The following is a 16512-nucleotide window of genomic DNA, read 5'->3' as shown; positions in this document are numbered from 1 at the left end:
CATTATCGGCAGACTTTAAGACTGTAGACAAACTCGAAGAAAAGCGAATTTGCCTGCAGTTTTTTTATTAAAAAAATGTACCGGTGAATTTCAGAAATCCGCTCCCTTTCCGCCGACTGTCTGCCAAGCCTCCTCACTGCAAGCGGCTGTGGGGTCTTGGCTAGCCAGTTATTCGGCAGGAGTGTCGCAAATTTCTTCAATCCAATTAGGATTACAGTAAAAAACGATAAAAACCGGAGCACTTTATTCGGCCAGCTGCACTGTCTTGGGCCATTGACGCAGTTTATCGATCTAAACCACATAGTATTCGGCCGTTCACCCATAGTATTCGACCTTCACTCACTATTCGGACTCCGAACCTCTTTTATATTCAAACAGAAGTCCGCTATTATCGGCGGACTTTTAGTTTGTAGACAAAAGGGGTTCTATCTAAATTTAAAAAACAAAGTTGGTTGGAACGGAGGGTACGAGACTCCTGCGGGAAAAGCGTGTCGAAGGGAGACCCAACAGGCGCAAATGCGCCGAGGAGGCTCCCGGACCGCCCGCGGAAAGCGAGTGCCTGGAGTGGAAATCAACCTTTAAATTATATAAACCCTTATAAAGCTGCAGACAAACTCGATGAAAACTCAGTTTGCCTGCAGTTTTTTATTTAATAAGTTCAGTCGATTTCAGAAATTCGCTCCCTTTCCGCCGACTGTCTGCCAAGCCTCCTCACCGCAAGCGGCTGTGGGGTCTTGGCTAGCCAGTTATTCGGCAGGAGTGTCGCAAATTACTTCAATCCAATTAGGATTACAGTAAAAAACGATAAAAACCGGAGCACTTTATTCGACCAGCTGCACTGTCTTGGGCCATTGACGCAGTTTATCAACCTAAACTACACAATATTCGGCCGTTCCACGCACAGTATTTAACCTAAACTACATACATTCGACCGTTCACGTACAGTATTCGACCTACCTCGCATACTATTCGACCGTTGAGGCACTATATCCGACCCTTCACGTATTTTTTTCGACCTACACCTCACTATTCGGACTCTTTACCCCTTATGCCGCAAAATAAAAGTCCGCCATTATCGGCAGACTTTTTTACTTTATTTTCTCTCGTCAAGGCATTGATAAACCGCCATCATGTCTCGTTTGTTCAATTCACGAATCCGGGCGAAAATGGGGATGTCGGCCACGGCCTCGGTACGTTCACTTTCAGCCACAACATCGCCTACTTTCCCTGTCAGCCAGGTCTGTACGTCGATGCTTTCGACGATTTCTTTACGCCCTTCATCATCGATGCCACTGGCATGACAGCTCACACAAGGGATCGTTAATTTATACACACCGTCATGGATGTTATCTTCTGAAATGACTTTCTTGCCATTACAGAATGGGCATTTATGACTTGCTTTAATTTTATTGATTTGGGTAACGATTTTTTTGTAGCCGAATGCTTCATAGACATAGGTTAGTTTTTTGTATTTGCCATTGGTGAAATATTTGTCAATAATGGTTTCTCTTGTTTCGTTAATATTGGCAAAGTCACAGATGGTGATCTGGTTTTTGCTGCTGATTGCTTCGATATTGCCTTTAATGCTGCCCCAGAATGGCTGAGTATTTTGTAAAACCACTTCATAGCCCACGAAGCTTGCTAGTTCGAGTTCGAGCATTTTCAAAGCTGCTTTTGTTTCCCGAGGCAGAAATGAGACATCATCAGTAAGTGTGATCTTGCCGCCCACGATCGCTTTTAGTTTTTCCAGTTCCGGCAGTTTCCCTACAACTTTGATGACTTGATCAATCGGCTGTTGGATGATCTCACGAATATCCGTATCACCAAATATCAGTTTTTTATGATGGTTCAGGACCGTTCCTTGACAGACAGGACAGGCGATCATCTCTTTCGTTTCTTTCATCCGCTCTTTAATGATTGATTTCGATACGAAGATATAACGCCCAATGATGAAATTGAATCCTTCCCAAATTCGCGATGCCTTGCCCGCTTTATCGTAAAAGGACTTTTCCCAATACCCATATAAGAAGGTATGCTTTTCGGCATCTGTCATCTCATTATAGCTTTTACTAATGTCGTGACCGAGTTCATTCTTGATTTCATCAAAGAGGAATTGCAGCTTCGAATGTTGATAATATTTTAATACTTCCATCACGTCTGGATGTAATAAACCATCCCAGAATGGCACGTTTTTGTCTTGAATAACGACATCAATGTCAAATTTTTCAATGACCCGGCGCCCCGAACAGCTTGGACAATGATTTTCTGCAGAATAGAAATCGAAGCTTCTTGTATCCTTATTGGTCGGATGTGCAGCCACGATATGGTTGATCATTCCGCCCAATTCATAAAGAAACGTATATTGACTGTACAAGTGCCGTTCAAGATCAATGGCGATCACAGGCGCAATCGTGTCTGACTCGTATTCCCCATAAATCACGCGAGCGATTGGTGATAGGCTTTTTAAAATGCCGCCCTTATAGACATTCTCTGCATTTTTGAAATAGTCCAGATGATTTTCCTGTAAATAATGGATTCCCGTTTTTGACCGCAGTGTGGAAGAAATATGCAATGGCTCCACTCGATCGTCACGGTCTTTTTGACGATAATAATCATCATGACTGACAACGTCAAGATGCTGGACAGGTGTTAGCTGTCTTTTACCAAAATCCACGATATAATCCGAGCTTTCCAGCATATAGGCATTATGTTCAATCATGATGATGGAGACGGATTCATCCTCCAGAATGACCCTGACACTATCAATGAATTGGTTTAAAATATTTTGCGATAACCCTTTTGATGGCTCGTCAAAAATGAACAGCGTGTGCGGGTTTCTTGTCTTCGCAAACAGCTCGGAAACTAAGTGGACACATTGGAATTCACCCGTCGATAGTGTTTGCGTTTTTCTTTCTAACGTCAAATAGCCAAGCCCAAGCTTGATCAATAAACTCAAGCGTTTATGTGCGATGTCTTCATTTGGCAATTCTTCAATGATATCTTCGATTGAACGCTGAAAAATATCATCAATTTCATCACTGTATTTGGTGAGTTTCTTTTTGATATCAAGAAACGTCGCAACGGTTGAACGACTGGTAATCGATTTGTTTCGGTCCTGCCCGACCATGACCAGCTTATCCTTTGGGTACCGCTTCTGAAAATCTTTGGAAATGCATTCATTGACTAGTGTAGATTTACCGCAGCCTGACTCACCCGTAAAGGTAACGAGCCTATTCTTTGGAATCCGGATTTCCTCCATTTGAATATTACGGCAGTAAAGATCCTGAAATTGATAGTATTCAGTAGGCGCTGCTTCATTTCGTTCCCAGCTGATTGGTTTGGGACGCGGTGATTCCTCAACGATTTTCCCGCCATATTTTCCGCTGCCGGGTCCAAAGAATAATTGGTCATCAGTGCTATCCAGCACCGTGTCTGAGTGATCAATGAGCCATATTTGATTTTTATAACCTAATTGCTTAATCTGTTCTAAAATTTTCAAAAGAGTTTGATGATCAAGACCGACGGAGATTTCATCGATGATGATCACGGTATTTTCACTTGTTGCCATGAATTCGGCCAAATAAAGCCGGGTTAATTCCCCTCCTGACACTGTCCCCATAATACGGTTCAAGCCTAAATAACCAATATTCATATTGATTATATTTTGGAGGATATGCTGTTTAGCTTCACTAATATGTAATGTCTCTGCGAGTGAAAGGATCGTTTCGATGCTTAAGTTGTTAATATCGGATATAGTATGCGGGCGACCTAATAATTCAATCGTATATTGCTCGACTTCTGGATTGTAGCGCTTCCCCTCACACTTTGGACATTCGACGTTTTTCGTCGTACCGCGTCCTTTACAAGTGGGGCACCAGCCTAAGGCATTATTAAATGAAAAAACTTCCGGAGAAAGATTGAATTTTTCTGCAAGACAAACACGAATCTCTTTAAACACACCAGTATGTGTGCCAATGGTCGAACGGGGATTAGCTGAAATGGATGATTTGCCGAGAAAAAGAACCAGCGGCATTTCCTCCATCTTGATGGCACTGAAGTTGGTTTCCATAATATTAGGGAATAAATACTGATATTCAGACTTCGGCAATAAGGAAACGAGACGCTTCTTGGATTCTTCACCAATGGTTTGACAAAAAGTCGTCTTCCCGGAACCAGATAAACCAGCAATTCCTAATGATTGGTCGTCTGGCAGTGATGAATCTAAATGGCTTATATTGTTCGCTATTAATCGATTTATTTTCATATGTAACTCCTCTCCATTTTTTAAGCTCAGTCTTTCATATTAGCACAGCGGTATATGTATTTGGTATTTTTTTAACGGTAACCCCATCCTACTATTCTTTCACATTTCACTTCCTCAAAAAAACGTATGATTCATCGACAAAAATAGTGAACTGACACGAAATAGGGTTGGATATTCAATCAACTGAAGATGAGCCTTCTTTTAGATTATAAAAGCCCCTCTCCAGTAAGAGAAGGGCATTCTTTATTAAGGATGACCATAATTTTGACCAATACGCTTATTTTGTATTGGACTTTTTCGCCTTGTTTTCAAGCTCGCTTTTTGGCTCTGTGGAGAATTCCACATCTTTCCCATGTCCCTGCGGGTTAACACTTGGTGCGATACGACCTCTTCCTGTCTTTTTACTCATTTCCTTCACCTCCAAGTATATTATGTCCGAACTGTTATAAATTAAAAACGAGGTCGTTTCTTTCTGTGAACCCCTCTCTAAGACCAGGAACTTATATAAAATACCTCAATAAAAAACCTGCATAGAACTATATTCTACACAGGTTTCAAAAAAGCTGTTTTCCATATTTCGACTATGGAATGTGTATATCCATGAACCAATAATCCTATCATGTAATGTCCTTAATCACCTACAATGCGGGACGGAGCTACTTTAAAAGGCGAGTGTAATTAAATGTGTCCTTGTTCTGAGGAATATCAGGATCTTTTTTCCCGGCAGGCTGTACTGCTCTTCCTGTATTTCCACTATAGCCTTCTTCAATGGGCCCTGGATAATGATAATGACCATCATTAACTGGTTCAATTGTTGATGCATCAGTCACATGACTTTCTCCCGTATCCGCCTGATCAAGTCTTACAGATCTGTTTTCTTTCTCGTTAGGCAATTCATCTCCTCCTTTTCTAAAGACTCTCTTATAGTATTTGATAAAAGAACCATAAAATGAAAGGAGAAAAAAGGAAGCACTAATATGTCAGAAGAAGAAAACGCTTCGTTGCACGGTTTTGCAAAAAGGGACTGGGTTCGCCAACCGAATATATCTGCAAGTTATGCATAGCCCTGGTACATGCGGTGTAGAACAATCTTCGCAGGCTCTCATCACCGTATGTTTGCACAGATGCATCATAAATGATGACAGCATCAAATTCAATGCCTTTGGCCAAATAAGCCGGAATAACAACAACACCCTGTTCATATTCATTTGTGCCTTTCTGAACGAGTTTAATTTCACCATGAATACTAAGGGCATCGTATGCTGCGGCACTTTCCGCAGCAGATTTACAGATTATTGCGATTGTATGATACTTACGACTTTGAAAGTCTTTAACTTTAGACATGATTTGACGGTGCAATTCATCACGGCTGGACACTTGAGTCAGTACAGGCTTCTCACCTTCACGTTCGAATGCCTTAATTCGATGGCCTTCAGGAACTAGTTCACGTGTAAATTCTATAATCTGCTTTGTGGACCTGTAGCTTTGATCCAAGGTTATACTTTCGGTTTCACCTATCCCGTATAGACTGGTAAGAGTCTGGAAATCTACCCGTTCGCTGGCATGAGCGAATATTGCTTGGTTAAAGTCACCGAGCACGGTCATCCTTGCAGAAGGAAACAACCGTTTCAAAAATTCGAATTGAAACGGGGAATAATCTTGTGCTTCGTCTACAAGCACGTATTTTATAGCGGTATTCGTCTGAAATCCTAGAATTAGCTCTTTCAGCAGCAAAAATGGAGTCGCGTCTTCGTAATACAGTTTACCTTCGTCCAGCATTTTTTGCGTTGATAAGCAAATTTCCCGTTCTTCAGGTGTTTTCCCCTCATTCCATAGTTCGATCCGTATTTGTTCGTCAAAAAGTTGCTTGTATATTCCCTTAATATTGATAAAATGAAGTGCTTTTATCCGTTTGCGTAACGACTTCAATTTCTTCCGAACAATCATACGCGTAAGCACTTTATGCTCTATCTCGTAATCGTCAAAGGAATCCTCATTAAGACCGCGTTTTTTCTCTAAGTCGGTGAATACCTTTTGATAGTCTTCTTTGCTAAGATACTCGATTTCCTCCTGGACCCACGGTTTTTCCAATTCGGACTTTTCCGTTTCATCAAGCATCTCAGATAACCACTCTTTCAACTTTTCAATCCTATTGTGAAATCTTAATGTGGTGTTTGTGTTATAAAATCTCTCTGAGATTTGTTTGGCGGAGACGAGCGTTTCCCCTCGGAACTTTACCCCTCTAAAGATCATTCCAGATCGTTCCAGTGATTGTCTGTATGTTTTGATTATCTCAAAGAAGCGAATGGATGCCTTAAATTGGATACTCGCTGTCCTAGTGCTATAGGAAGGATCATTCTCTGCAGTCAATAAAAATTCTAATTGCTCATAAGGATCCTCAACTTGAAACGAATCAGTCAGACGATGATCCAGGTATTCCTGGAATGTTACCTGCTGCATATTCTCTTCGCCAAGTTCGGGCAAAACATTGGATACGTAGTTATTAAACATGGAGTTAGGAGAGAATAGAATGATTTGATCTGCTTTCAGCCTTTCTCGGTTCTTGTAGAGCAAGTAAGCAATCCGTTGGAGGGCAGCTGATGTCTTGCCGCTGCCAGCGGCACCTTGAACAATGAGCAGACGTCCGCGATCGTTCCGGATGATCCGATTTTGCTCCCGTTGAATGGTGGCCACAATACTGTGCATATGCTTATCCGTTCCCTTGCCAAGCACCTGCTGCAGTATCTCATCTCCAATGGTGAGACTCGTATCGAACATTGATTCGATAACGCCTCCCTTGATGTTATATTGCCACTTTTTCTCCAACTTCCCAGAAATTATGCCTCCGGGAGTAGAGTATTCCACGGGACCTGGAGGATAGTCATAATAAACACTCGAAATCGGAGCCCTCCAATCGTAGACAATGAAGTTTTCTCCTGTTGTATCAGTAAGAGTGGAGGTCCCAATATAAATATGCTCCGTAAGTGAAGAGCCTTCTTCAGTGATATCGATCCGGCCGAAATAGGGCACTTCCTGCATGCGGCGCAGTGCAGACAGCCTCTTGAAGGAATATCTATGTGCACCTTCACTTTGTGACAAGTCTTGAGCCTGCTGCCTTAAGCCAATGATGGTCTCGAGGTAATCATCGAAAGTATCCATATTGACCTTGAGGTCATCCCAAAAGTGTTTACGGATATTAACAACTTCTTTCCTGCGCTGTGACGTCTCTCCTTCTATTTTGCTGATTTGTTTCGTGATTGTTTCTATCACCTCATCCAAACGTTCTTGCTCCTGCCGAATTTCATCGTTCATATCAGACACTCCTTTAAAAATTGAGAAATTAGGGGTTGACTAGAGGTGAGTTTTACCTTATACTTATAGTAAGGGGTAAACTGTTATAATATATTTATAAATGTGTTTCTATATTAATTTATCACATTTTCAGGACTATATCAATGTATATTGCACAACAGTTGCCATATAAATCGTCATTTTAAACGCTAATTTAACCTTTAATGTCTGTAACCAGTTGAGCCAGTGGCTTGACTGGTTATTTTTATGACTATTTGAAAAAATGCTCCGCTAGTCCTGCCTTACATATCGGCAACACCTACATCAACGGTTGATTCGTCGTTTCGATGATATGTGATTCATATTGTCTTGACTTCATTTTGTTTGTTAGATAATGTTTAGAATAAAACTTTTTACAGGAGAATTTATCATGAAAAAATATAAAACATGTCAGAGCTGTGGAATGCCGCTATCTAAAGATGAATTAGGTGGAGGAACTGAAAAAGGTGGTAGTAAAAGCACTAAATATTGCAGTCATTGTTATATAAATGGTGAATTCACTCATAATATTACTGCGATGGAAATGCAAAAATTTGTTCAAAATCATATGATCGAAAATATGAAAATGCCTAAATTTATTGCTAAGTTCTTTACTATGGGCATCCCGAAGTTAGAGCGATGGAAATAATCAACTACTCGAGAACGAAAAGTACAAAACTCCTGCAGGAATAGCGTATCCAAGGGAAGCGAGTGCCTGGAGCGGAAGTCTATAGTAACAATTTCGTCTACAGCTTGAAGCCCTCCTTTATAGTGAGGGCTTGTTTGTTTTATTGAATAATGCGAAATCAAAAAATGGATAGCCCCAATTAAGGCTATCCAGCTTAATTTATAAATGCTGTCTAAAAAATCACTTTACCTTTACCCCTGCTTTGATCAAGGTAGGCGGAGTTTCTCCCTGTAATCCTGCTACAAGGTTGGTTGCTGCCAGCATCGCCATTTTCTTGCGTGTTTCATATGTTGCGGAACCGATATGAGGCAGAGTGACGACATTCTTCATGGAAAGCAGAGGATTGTCCTCCTTGACGGGCTCTTGTACAAAGACATCCAGTCCTGCCGCGTGAATTTCACCGGTTTTAAGCGCAGTGATCAAGGCTTCTTCATCCACTGTTTTCCCTCTTGAACAATTGATGAAAATGGCGGACTCTTTCATGAGCTTGAATTCTTTTTCCCCCATCATTTTTTCAGTTTGGGGAGTCAGCGGTGTCATCAAGCAGACATAATCAGATTGCTTTAACAGATCTTCCAGAGAACAGTATGTAGCTCCATACTTTTGTTCCGCTTCTTCATTTCTGGATCTGTTGTGATATAGGATGTTCATATCGAATCCAAAACGGGCCCTTTTTGAAACGGCAGAGCCTATTCCGCCCATACCGATAATGCCTAATACTTTATGATGCACGTCCAACCCAAACGATTTTTCTCCGATATTCGATGTCCATTGCCCTGACTTTACCATTTGATCCAACTCTGGCATTCTTCTTGCTGTGGACAGCATCAAGCCCATGATCGTATCTGCGACTGTCTCATTCAATACCCCGGGAGTGTTCGTAGCCATGATTCCTCGATTGGACAACTCGGTTACATCCAAATTGTCGTATCCAACCGATGAATTACAGACGATTTTTAATTGCGGTGCTTGATCCAGTAAAGCTTTATCCACCTTTAATCCTGACCCTAATATACCTTGTGCGTTCTTCAGCTCTTGAAGGAATTCAGGATAATTTCGTGAGTCAAGACCTTCAAAATAAACGACATCACAAGCCTCTTGAATAGATTGCAGCACTTCCTGATCCACTTTCTTATAAATGATTACTTTCGGTTTCATCATTAGTACCCTCACTTCCAATAAAGTAGGACCCCATCGGGATCAAAAGTCGACATAACCTTTATGTTTTGCGCCTCTATCTATAATCTACCATTATTTAAAAAAAGGTAGTAGCTAATTGAACGGCGGACCAAACCGCTAAAACGTAAGCTAAAGATAGAATGATATTTTCAAACCAATTGTTTTTATATTTTCCCATCAAGCTCTTTTTATTTGATAGCACCAGCATGCCAATAGCGATGACAGGAAAACCGATGATGTTTATTGCATTAACGCCAATTGTCAATGCAATGAAACCAGGCATGCCGGGAATGGACCAAATGATTGGCGTAACCAATACAAAAATCATAACCCATTTATACATTGGATCCTTTTCATATTTACCATTGTACTTTTCACGACGATCCTTATTTATTACGTAAAAGGCATCTACGATCAATCTTGGAAAACCAGTTGACTTGCCTACTACACTTGCGAACAATACGCCAAATACACCAAGATAGAAAATGTACCAGCCAAATTTCCCTAACGACATTTGCAATGCCATTGCCAAGTCATCAATCGTTTCCACATGGATTCCATTCGGTTTTAAAATTTCTGCCCCAACAACCCAAATGGCCAAATTAATCACGATGCAAACTCCGATGGCAAACAGCAAATCATTTCTTTGAACCTTTACATGACTCGGTTTCGTCCAGCCCTTTTCCCTCATGAAATATGGATGAACAAAGTTCGAAATCGATCCTGCCACTGCACCGATAATTGAAATCGCCACCAATAATGCTCCATGAACGCCAGTATCACTTGGAATGCTAAAACCAACTGTTCCTTTAATGATTTGCCCCACATCCGGTGTTGCTTGAATGGCCAGGAACAAGAAGGCAATGGTCAATAACGCCAAAAGCACTTTCATGACACTTTCAATTCTATTATAAATATTCCTGCCAATAAGCATAAAAACTAATCCCACAACGACCATTGAAGCTAAGAATGGCTGGTTAACATGGAATAGGGTCGATAATACCTCTCCCGCTCCCTTAATCATATAGGCATTAAAAAGATGACCCATTATTAGTGCATAGCCAAACATGAAGTAACCGAAGAATGGGTGGATACGTCCATATCCTTCAAGTATGGTTAACCCCTCTGTGTTACAGAGCTGGAACCTGGCGATAACATTAACGATAAGAAAACGAAGGATTAATGACAGAGCTAAAATCCACATTAAGCTATATCCATAATCTGCACCGGCAACCGATGAAGTCACCAGATCTCCGGCTCCAAGCCACGTTAACACGGCAAGAATCCCCGGACCATAGGATGTTTTGAACTTCGTGATGAAATTTGGCTTCTTACTTACGACCTCAGGAACAATCACAGTAGATTCAGCAAGGTTTGCTTGATTTTTCAAGTTATTCACTCCATTCCAACGAGTAATGAATTCGCTTTCATTTTTTCTAAGCATTAATACTTTGATAACTCTAGACATATTGATAGTGAAATTATGACAAGACTTTATGAAATTTTCGAATGTCATAAAGTGTACGCTGCAGTATGTTGTCATGCTTCATGTTGAAGTGAATCAGCTCGTTAAAAAAGCTCCCCTTCCATTTAATTGAATGTTTTGACTATTTACATTGAAATTGTAAGACAAATTAAAATGTAAGTCAATCATAATATTTAGAAGTTTTTTTATAGGCATAAAAAAGACCCTTCAAAACTTGTTGACCATTCAAGAGAATTCGCGTTGCTGCGAATTAGTAAAAAGCAGGATTGTTTCAGCGTGCGAATAGATTAATACCATCAGCGGATAATATAAGCGAAGGAGTGAGATATATGCCACAAGATCATAACAATGATTCATTTAATAATGCCGGGAACCTTGATAGAGACCCAACTAATAATCCTGCTACTAATAATGATGACAACGATACAATGGACAGACCTGTAATGATTGATGATAGTTTAAACCCCGGATTTCAAAGGGAAGAACGTCCTGTGCCTAATGGTAATAGCCCAACAAAAGAGGGAGTTGCAAACATTAAAGAACGTTTTCCTTCGGACCATGAGAGACTTATGAGCAGAATCAATCTTGGTGATGAACTTATAAATCGAGAAAATACACACTTTGGACGGTTTGAAAGATAAAAAGTATGTCTTATTGAATTAAATTGGGTTAGTGGAAGATAATTCACCTTAATCCCAGTATTAACTGGCAAATCCGGCATCGCTTGGAAAAAGGACAGTTATCTCTCATACGCAACAAGAACTTGAATCGAGTTCATTAAAACTAAACTAGAAGGCAGCAGAAACGATCAATGATATGTTGGAAATACAAAAGACCGCCAATTCGGGGGTCTGCCTCTTATTGGTTTATTTATCCCTTCCCTTTCACCCTGTAATGGACTCCATTCATCTTAAACCGCCCGGGTGCTTACCATTTATGTAAAGGCTATTTTCGCATACTTTGTTGCTATTTACTGCTATTTACCAAGTAGTGCGGTGTGGTTGATTCCCCCTCCAGATGCTCGCTGTCCGCGGGGCGGGCGGTGAGCATCCTCGGCGTAAACGCCTGTGGGGTCTCACCTGTCCCGCTGCTCCTGCAGGAGTCTCGCACTTCCGCTCCAATCAACCTTAAATCGTTTTGTTTTAAAAACAACAATCTTTACGAAAAGAGCCTATGTAAAACAGCAATCCAAATAAAAAGAGACCTTCTTTTAAAAGGTCTCTTCGAATAATCCTTATTTTTCACAAGCGATCAAGTCTTTGTCACGATCGCTTTTTTTATTGGCATCATATAGCGCCTTTGAAACATGAGGTTTGTATTTCGTTTTTCCTCCTTTATTTTTAACGGAAGATGTACGAGCCACGCCTCCTTTGTAGTCTTTATTCAATGCTGTACAGTTTTTATACGTCTTCACCTTTGTTTTGGCACCGGCAACATCATTCGCGCCAAACGAGAGACCCAAAACTAGTCCAAAAGATAGTAAAATAGCAAATAATCGTTTCAAAATACGAACTCCCTTTCCTAAAAATTAACTTTTCACTAATCATAATGTATCATTTCACTTTTTACAATAACTATATTTCCATATTTATAATTAAACCCGCTCTCACTCTATCTATTCCGAAGAAAAGACCGCCAATTCGGCGATCTTCTTCTCATTGATTTCATTATTCCTTCCCTTTCACCCTGTAATGGACCTCCCCGGGTTCTTTGCAAAAGGTGATTCCGCTTCCCGGTTCGTAATAAAAGGTCTTTTTGCCCAATGAGCGTTCATGGAAGGTCGTTTGCAGATAGGATGCTTGGTCCCTTTTGAAGGCGAGCTGATTTTTACTTAAGTTTACAGGGAGGCAATGTCCGTAGTTTGTGTGGACCAAGGTTTCTTTTTCGTTCATTTCCTCGAGATCACGAATGTGGATGTAGGAAAACCAGATCCCTCCTCTTTTCCGGAAAGAGCGGGAGGAGAACCAGACCATTCCCAGCTGGGCGTTTATACAGACTGGCAGCCTGTATTTTCCGCCAAGCACGGATTTGGCTGCTGCAAGTCCGCCATCCAGATTCAATCCAAAGTAGTTTAACGTGTTATTCAGGATTTCCTGGCGCGGTTGGGCAACATGGAATGTGTTCTCTCCCTCCACTACCGTGGACATCTCCGCACCATTGGAATCGTAATGCTCCATCAATCCCACCGTTTCCTTATTCAATAAATAGTTTTTGCGTATCATCCTTCCATTCACTCCCCATTTCCCTATTCATTTTTTTTGGAGTATACTGGATATAGAGGCAGGTATACTCCTGCTCGCAAGCCCTTAGGTGATGTCTTCCAGGACGTACTCACCTAGGGGTTTTTTGCTTTCCGTCTCTCGCACTTTCCTTTCAGATATGTCACTCACCTCCTTGCGACTATTATCCTATTTTATGTATTTTTTGTAAAATCAATCAGATTTTACCTCTATCAAAATTCTTTCACTTTTGTGGCAGCATTGCCTGTTTAATTGGCTCACTCTATAAAAAATCTCGAATTTCCTTTTAAAATCTGCTGCTCAGGTCGTTATTTCCTTGTTATTTTGTGTCCATTTAGCGAACAAAAAACCAAAATTCATATAAAAGTGAAATGAAATGACATTTTTGTGAAGTTTTAAACCACGTCAAAAAAAGCCTATCGTGATGATAGACTTTTTTTGACGTGGTTATTCTGCCATCTTTTTTTCAATCGCTAAATCCCGTAAATAATCCAATAAGGGCCGCACTTCCTCTGGAGCTGTTATGTCAGTAAATGAGAAAGACTGCTTCTTCTTTTCATCTGCTATATCCAGTTGGTATGAAAACGCGTCGAACCCTTGCGCTTTTACTTTTTTGCTTTCGGCAGCATTAGGAAGATCAGCTGTCATCATTAAGTTCTGCAATTCTTCCTTTTGCTCTTTTGGCAATTTCTCTGTATCTATCTGGAAATTCAAGTCGAGGTTGGCAAATCCCCCTATGCAGCTAAATTTGATATACATGGCAGATAGAGCCTCCTATTCATGGAATATAACTACTCAGGCAGTCCTACCGCTTTAAAGGCATTTTCAATTGTTTTGATGGCTGTTTTCGTAACTTCTCCGCTATCAACAAGTTTTTGCGCTGCCTTGATGACAATTTGCACGAATTGATTGAAATTCGCCGTCGCAAATAAATTCTGCATCGCATGAAACCAGATCAAGGCCGCTTTGTCTGTTCCGATCTCCATCGAAACTAGATAAAAAGCTTTGTTTGGTATGCCGCTATTGATATGGACACCATGATTATCGCGTTCTCCTTTATAGAAGTTCTTCATATGGTCAGGCTGAATATCTTTACCCATTAACTTATTGTCAAATGCCGTACCTGGCGCCTTCATCGAACGGAGCGCCTGCCCTTTCAGTGTTGGTCCCATTATATCAGCACCGATTAGCCAATCGGCATCTCCTGCCGTTTGCTTTAAGTGAAATTGTTTGATGGCAACGCCAAATACATCCGAAAGATGTTCGTTCAATGCCCCGGACTGGCCTTCATACTCCAATCCACTTGTAAATTGCGTAACCCCATGTGTCAGTTCGTGTCCAATTACATCGAGTGAATTGGCAAAATTGCTAAAGATGACCCCATCGCCGTCACCAAATACCATTTCATCTCCGTCCCAATAGGCATTCGTGAATTTATTCCCATAATGAACGTTCAGAATGAGATCAAGGCCTTGGTTATCAATTGAATTACGGTGCAAGACATCCTTGAAATAGTCACGCACAACTCCGCTATAATCATATGCAGCGTTAACAACAGGATCTGCACTTGATCGATCTCCTTCTTTCCTTGCCTCATTCTGCCGGAGTTTCGTTCCCCCCCTGCAATCGTAAACATGTCGGGCAGATTCACCTTGACGTTCAGATCCTGCATCCGATAAAGCGACAACCCCGTCAATATCATATTCTTTAAAAATCCTGCGCCTGCGCATTTGACGGCTTTTCGCTAAACTGACCCGTGCTTCTTCCACATCATTTTGTGCCAAATTCTCAAGAATATAATTAGGTACGATGAAACACTGACACCTTTTGGAACAATCCTTATTATGCATATTCGCCACTCCTTTAAAGTTTTTTTACGATCTTTACCATTTCTTTTTTCAATACTTTTCTTAATGCGTTTGTCTTCAACAACACATTTCTATAGTGTACTTTCGCCGTAAATACCTCATTTCCCTCCATTTCTTTCCTGCCCAACTTTTTAAAACCACTTCACCTTTGTTTATTAAATTATTCTGCTCGTGCTGCATATACTGCTTTAAACAAGGAATCTTCCTGAGAACATAAACAACCTTTAAGGGAGGGCATAGCATTGGTAACTTCACAGGGTACTGCTTCGGTTAGCTTTCCATTCCCATCAGTATGGGGTATCCACTCTTCAATAGCTGGCAGAACGATCATTTGGGGTACACTTGCCATTAACTCTATTACGGATAATAGGGTAATTGGTACGATTAATTTTCAGGGTACACCTATTCCGATTAATGGATTTTGGATTGAAAGCACTAAACAAATCTCATTTGATTCACCTTATGCCACATTCTCTGGCCATTTAACCATGATTGATGATAATCAAATTAGGATTCGGCATTTTATTCTACAAGGACGTTTTCTTATGAAGCCTCCCTCACTGCAAGCAGGTGAATCTGGGTCTTGGATTGCCACCACTGATATAGCTTTGAATCAATTTCCTGCTAGCAGTATCGCCCATACCGAGCAATTACCTCCTGTTGGAGCTTTTTTAACATCGAATATCCTTCATCAGCATCAGAATTTTTGAATAACAATATAGGGTAATCCTTTCTGTGTAGAAAGGGTGTTTAACATAAGGAATCGTCTCTGCACTTCATAGGGGCGTTTTCTTTACTTAGAGGAAATTAACAAAAGTCATATTGAACTGAAAGTTGGCTAAGAATTTAATGTTACATTGATTTAAGTTCGCTATAAGTTGCTCCCTGGCGTTCAGCTGATCGCAATGCTTCCCCAGTTAGGTGCTGTTTTACCTATCTCATTAAGTAGATATATATATGAGATAGGTATTTTGAAAGATGAATTATGAATCCATAAACTTAAATTGAGTACAGATGGAATATAGATTGACAGCATTTTATCTGTACTTCATACTAATGTATTAACAGAAGTGACAGAATATTTGGTTAATTAGGAAGAGTGAAACAATGAAACCAACAATAATGACAATCGATTTACAATTATTAGCAGATGTTCTTAGGAAAAATAATTGTACAAGCTTAATAAATGCAATAGCAGAAAAGGATTTTCAAGTGGCTCAAATGCTTGATGTATTAATATTTTGAGGATAAATGGGAGGATGACATATGACTAAGCTCAGAATCTTTTTAACCATTCCTATTTTGCTATATGGAATTTACGTATTTGTTGCCATTCAAAACGATAAGGATATTCCACTTTATTTGCATCTTCTATTCGCACTCTACTTGATGTTGTTTGTACATTATGAAGAAAAAACGGAGGTGAAACCCTGACAGATTTTTAGTTTAATAAACAA

Annotated in this window: 16 protein-coding genes; 5 read left to right on the top strand and 11 right to left on the bottom strand. The window is 40.4% G+C overall.

Annotated features, from left to right (window positions below; all coding sequences use genetic code 11):
• Positions 1-2 precede the first annotated feature (2 nt).
• The 5 genes from ACFVS1_RS01070 to helD form a co-directional block, all read right to left on the bottom strand.
• On the bottom strand, positions 3-323 hold the full coding sequence (locus ACFVS1_RS01070) for a hypothetical protein (protein ID WP_387544736.1): 321 nt from the start codon (positions 321-323) through the stop codon (positions 3-5).
• A gap of 770 nt (positions 324-1093) precedes the next feature.
• A complete protein-coding gene (locus ACFVS1_RS01065; RefSeq protein WP_387544734.1) occupies positions 1094-4264 on the bottom strand; it encodes an ATP-binding cassette domain-containing protein in 3171 nt (1056 codons plus the stop codon).
• 277 nt (positions 4265-4541) lie between these two features.
• The gene (sspL, locus tag ACFVS1_RS01060) at positions 4542-4673 is read right to left on the bottom strand and encodes a small, acid-soluble spore protein L (protein WP_061464729.1); all 132 of its coding nucleotides are present in this window, start codon (positions 4671-4673) and stop codon (positions 4542-4544) included.
• Positions 4674-4920: 247 nt separating this feature from the next.
• Positions 4921-5157: a hypothetical protein gene (locus tag ACFVS1_RS01055; protein ID WP_387544732.1), complete on the bottom strand. Its 237-nt coding sequence runs from the start codon at positions 5155-5157 to the stop codon at positions 4921-4923.
• Between the two features lie 79 nt (positions 5158-5236).
• Entirely contained in the window at positions 5237-7576 is a 2340-nt protein-coding gene (gene helD / locus ACFVS1_RS01050; RefSeq protein WP_387544731.1) for an RNA polymerase recycling motor HelD, read from the bottom strand.
• A 409-nt stretch (positions 7577-7985) separates the two neighbouring features.
• On the opposite strand from helD, the gene ACFVS1_RS01045 reads away from it, so the two are divergent.
• Complete coding sequence (locus tag ACFVS1_RS01045; protein ID WP_352925881.1) at positions 7986-8243, top strand: zinc ribbon domain-containing protein; 258 nt, start codon at positions 7986-7988, stop codon at positions 8241-8243.
• A 219-nt stretch (positions 8244-8462) separates the two neighbouring features.
• Here the strand turns inward: ACFVS1_RS01045 and ACFVS1_RS01040 are convergent, their stop codons facing one another.
• Positions 8463-9440, bottom strand: coding sequence for a 2-hydroxyacid dehydrogenase (locus ACFVS1_RS01040; RefSeq protein ID WP_387549154.1), 978 nt, complete (start codon positions 9438-9440; stop codon positions 8463-8465).
• Positions 9441-9537: 97 nt separating this feature from the next.
• Positions 9538-10860 (bottom strand): Nramp family divalent metal transporter, encoded by a 1323-nt coding sequence (locus tag ACFVS1_RS01035; protein WP_387549152.1) that lies wholly within the window; start codon positions 10858-10860, stop codon positions 9538-9540.
• A 416-nt stretch (positions 10861-11276) separates the two neighbouring features.
• On the opposite strand from ACFVS1_RS01035, the gene ACFVS1_RS01030 reads away from it, so the two are divergent.
• On the top strand, positions 11277-11588 hold the full coding sequence (locus ACFVS1_RS01030; RefSeq protein ID WP_387544730.1) for a hypothetical protein: 312 nt from the start codon (positions 11277-11279) through the stop codon (positions 11586-11588).
• A gap of 593 nt (positions 11589-12181) precedes the next feature.
• On the opposite strand, the gene ACFVS1_RS01025 is transcribed toward ACFVS1_RS01030, so the two are convergent.
• The 4 genes from ACFVS1_RS01025 to ACFVS1_RS01010 form a co-directional block, all read right to left on the bottom strand.
• A complete protein-coding gene (locus ACFVS1_RS01025) occupies positions 12182-12451 on the bottom strand; it encodes an excalibur calcium-binding domain-containing protein (RefSeq protein WP_098370146.1) in 270 nt (89 codons plus the stop codon).
• Positions 12452-12614: 163 nt separating this feature from the next.
• Complete coding sequence (locus ACFVS1_RS01020) at positions 12615-13169, bottom strand: competence protein ComK (RefSeq protein ID WP_387544728.1); 555 nt, start codon at positions 13167-13169, stop codon at positions 12615-12617.
• A 465-nt stretch (positions 13170-13634) separates the two neighbouring features.
• Positions 13635-13946 carry a protealysin inhibitor emfourin gene (locus tag ACFVS1_RS01015; RefSeq protein WP_387544727.1) on the bottom strand — a complete coding sequence of 104 codons (312 nt, stop codon included), beginning with the start codon at positions 13944-13946 and terminating at the stop codon, positions 13635-13637.
• 32 nt (positions 13947-13978) lie between these two features.
• Positions 13979-15037, bottom strand: coding sequence for a M4 family metallopeptidase (locus tag ACFVS1_RS01010; RefSeq protein WP_387544726.1), 1059 nt, complete (start codon positions 15035-15037; stop codon positions 13979-13981).
• A 260-nt stretch (positions 15038-15297) separates the two neighbouring features.
• Between ACFVS1_RS01010 and ACFVS1_RS01005 the strand changes: the two genes are divergently transcribed.
• From ACFVS1_RS01005 to ACFVS1_RS00995, 3 genes are all read left to right on the top strand, one after another.
• Entirely contained in the window at positions 15298-15765 is a 468-nt protein-coding gene (locus tag ACFVS1_RS01005; protein ID WP_352925872.1) for a hypothetical protein, read from the top strand.
• A gap of 397 nt (positions 15766-16162) precedes the next feature.
• On the top strand, positions 16163-16300 hold the full coding sequence (locus tag ACFVS1_RS01000) for a hypothetical protein (protein ID WP_352925870.1): 138 nt from the start codon (positions 16163-16165) through the stop codon (positions 16298-16300).
• A gap of 21 nt (positions 16301-16321) precedes the next feature.
• Positions 16322-16489, top strand: coding sequence for a hypothetical protein (locus ACFVS1_RS00995; protein WP_352925869.1), 168 nt, complete (start codon positions 16322-16324; stop codon positions 16487-16489).
• Positions 16490-16512: the final 23 nt, after the last annotated feature.

This window comes from Peribacillus sp. NPDC058075 (genome assembly GCF_042885195.1).
In the GTDB taxonomy this organism is placed as follows: Bacteria; Bacillota; Bacilli; order Bacillales; family DSM-1321; genus Peribacillus.
Note: the sequence above shows the minus strand (reverse complement) of the source record. Positions and strands in the feature narration are given on the sequence as shown.